Genomic DNA, 6,997 nt, shown 5'->3' with positions numbered 1-6,997 from the left:
GGCCGCCAACCGCCATCACGCGGCGTTGCAGCCGTTGGTGGGCTGCTTCGTCAATACCCTGGTCTATCGCCAGAAGCTCTCCGGCACGGCCAGCCTGCTGCAACTGATGCGCGAATTGCAGGCGCTGTCCGTGGCGGTGCAGTCGCATCAGGACCTGCCCTTCGATTACCTGATCGAACAGCTCGGCGTGGCCCGCCAGGTCAGCTACAACCCGTTGTTCCAGGCCATGTTCAACTACTTCCCGGGCCATGCCCTGGAGCGTTTCGAGCTGACCGATCTGATCGCCGAGCCGCTCGACAATCGCCCGGACAGCGCCCTGTGCGACCTGCATCTGGACGTGCGCGACAGCGAACACGGCATCGCCCTGAGCCTGCAGTACAGCAGCGAGCTGTTCGGCGAGCAGACCGCGCAGGTGATGCTCGAGCAGTATCTGGCGCTGCTCGATGCCGTGCTCGAACAACCGCAGCAGGTACTGGGCGAACTCGCCTGGCAGCCTGAGCAGCGCGCGCTGGCGCGTTTGCACGGTGAGCCCGTGGAGGGTCGGGAAGACATCCTGCAGGCCTTTGCACGGCAGGTCGCCGAGCAGCCCGAAGCCATCGCCGTGCAGGCCGGCGAACAGCGCCTGACTTATGCCGAACTGAACCAGGCGGCCGAACGCCTGGCGGCTGCCTTGCAGGCCCGTGGCGTCGGTGCCGAGGATCGTGTGGCCCTGCGCCTGCCGCGCGATGCGCGGCTGCCCATGGCCATGCTGGCCATTCTCAAGGCTGGCGCCGCCTACGTGCCGCTGGCCGAGGACACCCCGGCCGAGCGCGGCCGTTACATCCTTGCCCATGCGCAGCCGCGGTTGTGCCTGACCAATGCCGAGGCCCTGGCGGAGCTGGCAGAGTGGGGCAGTGCCGTCGAACTGCTGGATATCGATGCGTTGACCACCACCGCGCCCTACCGCGCGCCGAGCGTGCATCCTGCCCAGCTCGCCTACGTGCTCTATACCTCGGGTTCCACCGGCCAGCCCAAGGGCGTGGCCATCGCCCGTGGCAACTTGATGAACCTCATGCTCGGCGTGCAGCAGGTGCTGCCATTGACGGCGCAGGACAGGGTGCTGGCGCTGACCACCGCGACCTTCGATATCGCCATCGTCGAGCTGCTGCTGCCGCTGAGTCGCGGGGCCAGCATCCTGCTCGCCGACCGTGAGCAGGCACGCGACCCGCACGTCCTCGACCGCCTGATCGAGGCCGGCCAGCCGACGGTAATGCAGGCCACACCCGCCACATGGCGTATGTTGGTGGCGCACACCGGGCGCAGTTGGCAGGGCGTGCGCGCCATTTCCGGTGGCGAGGCCCTGCCGTGCGCGCTGGCCGAGGCCATGGAGCAGCGTGGTGCCCAGGTGATCAACGGTTATGGACCGACCGAGGCCACCGTCTACAGCACCTTCGAGCCGCGGCAGGGCGAGAGCGGCGGGGTGGAGGTGCCGATCGGCCGGCCGGTGGCCAATACCGCCGCCTATGTGCTGGACGCCGACTTGCAACCCGTGGCGCCGGGCGTTTCCGGCGAGCTGTACCTGGCGGGTGCCAACCTCGGGCGTGGCTATTTCGCTGCGCCTGCCCTGAGCGCGGCGAGCTTCCTGCCTGATCCTTTTGTGCCGGGGGCGCGCATGTACCGCACCGGCGACCGTGTGCGACGCAACGCCAAAGGCAGCCTGGACTACCAGGGGCGCCTGGATTTTCAGGTCAAGCTGCGTGGCTTCCGTATCGAGCTGGGCGAGATCGAAGCCTTGCTGGCGCGGCTCACCGGGGTGCGGGAAGCGGCCGTGGTGCTGCTCGGCAGCGGCGACAGCGCGCGCCTGGTGGCTTACTACTCGGTCACGCAGGCGGCGGATGCTGACCTGGACGACGCCGCGCTACGCGTGCAGCTGGCGCAGCACCTGCCGGATTACATGCTGCCGAGCCAGTTCGTGCGCCTGGACAGCTTGCCGTTGAGCCCCAGTGGCAAGGTCGAGCGCAAGGCGCTGCCGGCGCCAACCCAACATGAAGGTCAGCGCGACGGCGAGCTGAGCAAACCCTGGGAGGCGCCACTGGCCGAACTGTGGTGCGAGCTGCTCGGTTGCAACGCGGTTGGCGCCGGCGACAATTTCTTCGCCCTCGGCGGTCATTCGCTGCTGGCGGCACGGCTGGTGGCGCGCATCGCCGAGCGCTACGAGCGGCAACTGCCGCTGCGCAGCGTGTTCGAGTGCCCGACCCTGGGTGAACTGGCGGCCAGCCTGGCCACTGCCGAGGGCGCAGGCGAGAGCATCCTGCGGCGATTCGGCGAGGCGCCGGCGCCGCTGCACTTCACCCAGCAGCGGCTGTGGTTCCTCGACCGTTTGCAGGGCGACACCCAGGCCTACCACCTGTCACTGGCCATGCACCTGCGCGGTACGCTGCAAGCCGAAGTCCTGGAACGCGCGTTGGCACAACTGGTGGAGCGCCAGCACAGCCTGCGTAGCGTGTTCAGCGAGACGCAAGCAGGCCCGCAGCAGCAGGTCGTGCCGTTGCACGGCACGCTGCTCAGCGTCGAACCCTTGCAACAGGATGTGCAGTCGCCGGCCTTCGCCCGCACCTTGAGCGAGGAAGCGCAGCGCGCCTTCGACCTGAGCGTAACGCCGCTGTGGCGGGTGCGGCTGTATCAGGGCGAAGGGCAGAGCGTGCTGCAGGCCACCTTGCACCACATCATCGCCGACGCCCGCTCGCTGGAGATCTTCTTCGATGAGCTGCAACGTCTTTACCAGGCCGAGCTGAGCGCAACCCAGGCGAGGTTGGCGCCGCTGCCGCTGCAGTTCAGCGATGTCGCCGCCAGTTGGCAGACGCCTGCCGGGCAGGCACGCATTGAAGCGCAGCTGGACTACTGGCGGCAGGCCCTGGCCGGCGAACCGCCGGTGCTGGACCTGCCCACCGACCTGCCACGTCCTGCCGAGCAGGGCTACCACGGGCGGCGCCTGCGTTTCGAGCTGCCCGTCGAGTTGGTCGAACACCTGCGCAGCACCGCGCAGCGTCATGGCCTGACCGCCTTCGCGCCCCTGCTGGCAGCATGGAAAGTGCTGCTGGCCAGGCATTCGGGGCAGCGCGATCTGTGGATCGGCCTGCCGGTGGCGCAGCGTCAGCAGGCGCACACCGACAACCTCATCGGCTATTTCGCCAGTACCCAGGTGCTGCGTAGCCAGATCGACCCACTGCAATCTGTGGCCTCGTTCTGGCAGGCGTTGCAAGCCACCCACCTGACCGCGCAGCAGCACGGCGACGTACCCTTCGAGCGGCTGGTGGAGGCTTTGCAGGTACGCCGCGATCTCAGCCATACGCCGCTGTTCCAGGCGCTGTTCAACCTGATCCAGCGCGATGACGTAGCGGCGGTCGGCCAGAGTTTTGCCGGCCTGCCGGCGCAGCGCCTGAATGTCGAGAGCGACAGCGCCCTGGTGGACATCGGCCTGCATATCGAGCAGCACGGCAGCGTCTGGCACTGCGTGCTGGAGTACAACACCGAGCTGTTCGTCGCCAGCACCATGCAACGCTATGCCGACGAGTACTGCCACCTGCTTGACGGCATGCTGGCGCGGCCCGAGGCGCGGCTGTGGGATATCGACCTGGCAAATGCCGATCATGCCCTGACACGCCGCACGTGGAACCTGCCGGCGCATGCGCTGAGCGAGACGCAGGATCTGATCGCGCGCTTCGAGCGCCAGGCCCTGCGCACCCCGGATGCGCTGGCGGTGGATTGCCAGGAGCAACGCTACAGCTATGCCCAGCTCAATGCCTTGAGCAACCGCCTGGCCCACTGGCTGCGCGCCCAGGGTGTCGGCTGCGACGATCTGGTCGCGCTGTGCCTGACCCGTGGCCCGTGGCTGCTGCCCAGCATCCTGGCGATCCACAAGGCGGGGGCGGCCTACTTGCCGCTGGATCCGCAGCAACCGGGCGAACGGCTGCGCTTCATCATCGAGCATGCGCGGCCGCAGCTGGTGCTCAGCGAGCACGCCTGCGCCGACGTGCTCGGCAGTGTCGACAGCCTGGCCGTCGACCACCTGCCGCTGGACGAACAGCCGGCACACGACCTGGCATTACCGGTGTCGCCGCTGCAGCGGGCCTACGTGATCTACACCTCGGGTTCCACCGGCACGCCGAAGGGCGTACAGGTGACCCGTGGCAACCTGAGCAACCTGCTTGCCGGCCTTGACCGCCAGTTGCCACTGACGGCCGAGGACGTCTGGCTGGCCAGCACCACCTACGCCTTCGATATGTGCAAGCCGGAGCTGTTCCTGCCGCTGCTCAAGGGCGCGACCATCCTCCTGGCGCGTCGCGAGCAGGTGGTCGATGGCCACCGTCTGTTCGATCTGCTGCGCCGTGCCACGGTGTTCCAGGCCACCCCAGCCGGCTGGCAGATCCTGCTGGAAACCGGGCGTGACGACTGGCCGGCCCTGCGCGGCCTGATCGGCGGCGAAGCGGTGCCGGCCGAGCTGGTGAGTGTGCTGCAGGCCAAGGGGGTGAAGCTGATCAACGCCTATGGCCCGACGGAAACCACCGTCTGGTCGACCACCCAGGCGCTGCGGGAAGTACCGGCCGGCGTCGCCGATATCGGCATGCCGCTGCTCAACACCCGTTGCTACGTGCTCGACGAATGCCTGCGGCCAGTGCCGCTGGGCAGCACCGGCGAGCTGTATATCGCCGGCAGCGGGGTGACCCGTGGTTACCAGCGGGCGCCGGCGATCACCGCAGCGGCGTACCTGCCCGATCCGTTCGCCAGCGAGCCTGGCAGCCGCATGTACCGCACCGGTGACCTGGTGCGTCGACGCAGCGATGGGCACCTGGCCTATGTCGGCCGCGCCGATTTCCAGGTCAAGGTGCGTGGTTTTCGCATCGAGCCGGGTGAGATCGAATCGCTGCTGCGCCGGTACCCCGGGGTGGAAGAGGCGGTGGTCATGCTCGATGCGCGCACCCACAGCTTGTTCGCTTGGCTGCAGACCGCGAGCCCGGTCGACGAGGTGGCGCTGCGCCGTCATCTGGAAAGCCTGCTGCCCGCCTACATGGTGCCGGCCGGCTTCATCCAGGTGCAGCGTTTCGCCCTTAATGCCAACGGCAAGATCGACCGCAAGGCCCTGCCGGCGCCGCAAGCGCAGGCCGAGCAAGGCGTGGCGCCGCGTACGGCGCTGGAGCGCGAACTGGCCGAGCTGTGGCAGGAGCTACTCGATCTGCCGCAGGTCGGCGTGCTCACCAGCTTCTTCGAACTCGGTGGCCATTCGCTGCTGGCGATGCGCCTGATGACCCGGGTGGAGAGTCGCTTCGGCGTGAAGGTCGAGTTGCGCAGCCTGTTCCATAATCCGACCATTTCCGGCTTGGCCGAACAGATCGAAAACCCGCAGCGGCCTTCGACCGACCAGGCACTGGATGAGATGCAGCGTTTGCTGGCAGAGATGGAAGACTGAAGATGAATGTGACCAACCAACAGGCCTTTATCGAGATCGCCCAGCGCCTGGCCTCACTGCCGGCGGACAAGAAGCAAATGTTCCGCCAACGCCTGGCCGAGAAGGGCATCGATAGCTGGCGCCTGCCCATCGTCCCGGTCGCTGGCGGGGAGGGTGCAGCGGTGCCGCTGGCCCATGCGCAACTGCGTTTTCTCTCGGCCGAGGCCCTGAGCAGCCGTGCGCTGTACAACCTCTGCTCGGTGCTGCGCTTCGATGGCCGTCTGGACCTGGCGTGCCTGCAGCAGGCCATGCAGCAACTGGTGGAGCGGCACACGATCCTGCGCACTCGCTACGTGGCCGATGCCGGAGGCTACTTGCAGGCGCACTGCGAGGCCTGGACGGCGGGCCTGCCGGCGGTCGAGCCGCTACCCCGCGAGGCGCTTGCCGACCCGCAGCAATGGTGCGCCGACGAGTACGCCCGGCAACTGGCCGAGCCCTTCGACCTGAGCCGCGAAGTGCCATGGCGCTGGCGCGCGTTCAGCGATGCCGAACAGGGCAGCACCTGGCTGTTCTTCACCATCCACCACGTCGCCTACGACGCGTGGTCGGCCCAGCAACTGACCCGCGAGCTGGCCGAGGGCTACCGTGCCTCGAGCCTGGGCGCGCCAGCCCAGTTGCCGCCGCTCGACATCCAGTACGCCGACTATGCCGCCTGGGAGCACGAGTGGCTGACCAGCGACGCCTGCCGCCAGCAACTCGATTACTGGTGCAACCAGTTGGCCGATGCGCCCGCTGCGCTGGCCTTGCCCTGCGATCATCCGCGTCCGCCCGCCAACCAGCGTCGCCATAGCGGCGCGGTACGGGTGCGCGAATTGCCGGCTGACTTGTCGGCGCAGGTGGACAGGGCCATCCGCGAGCAGGGCGTGACCCTGTACATCTTTGGCCTGACCGCCTTTGCTTGCCTGCTGGCGCGCTACAGCGGCGAGCGTGACCTGTGCCTGGGTACGTCGGTGGCGCAACGCGATCGCCCCGAGCTGGCGCCGCTGATCGGGCCGCTGCTCAACACCCTGGTGATTCGCCAGCGCCTGGAGGACGACCCGGACTTTCGCAGCGCCCTGCTGCGCACCCGCGACAGCGTGGCGGCGGCGTTCGACCAGCAGACCCTGCCGTATGAAAAGATCCTCGAAGCCCTCGACCGGCCGCGTTCCAGCCCGCTGTTCCAGGCCATGTTCGTGCAGGTCGAATTGCCGGAAAGCCGCACCCTGAGCCTGCCGGGGGTGACCGTCGAGGTGCTTGACCCGCCGCAGCGCCATGCCCGTTTCGATCTCACCCTGCGTCTGCTGCGTTGCGCCGACCAGCGCCTGCGCTGCGAGCTGGAATACAGCGATGAGCTGTTCGAGGCGGCCACCATCGAGCAACTGCTCGACGATCTGCAGGCCATCCTGCAGGAGGCATCAGTCAATCCCGGGCAGCGCTTGTCGGCACTGCGCCTGGCCTCGCCGGGCAGCGAACTGCAGGGCCCCGCGCTGGGCGCCAGCCCTGAACCGCTGGATCTACAGGTGCAGCAGTGGG

2 protein-coding genes are annotated in these 6,997 nt (G+C 68.0%); both read left to right on the top strand.

The features are described 5' to 3' along the window. Positions 1-5,446, top strand: a 5,446-nt coding sequence (locus BFP96_RS02185; protein WP_139113316.1) for a non-ribosomal peptide synthetase, incomplete at its 5' end; no start/stop codon positions are given. A 2-nt stretch (positions 5,447-5,448) separates the two neighbouring features. Continuing rightward, positions 5,449-6,997 (top strand): condensation domain-containing protein (locus BFP96_RS02180; RefSeq protein WP_256548735.1); only part of this gene is annotated, 1,549 nt, incomplete at its 3' end.

It is taken from the genome of Pseudomonas sp. 34 E 7, from assembly GCF_900005715.1.
Classification (GTDB): domain Bacteria; phylum Pseudomonadota; class Gammaproteobacteria; order Pseudomonadales; family Pseudomonadaceae; genus Aquipseudomonas; species Aquipseudomonas orientalis_A.
This window is presented reverse-complemented; position numbering and strand designations above follow the sequence as displayed.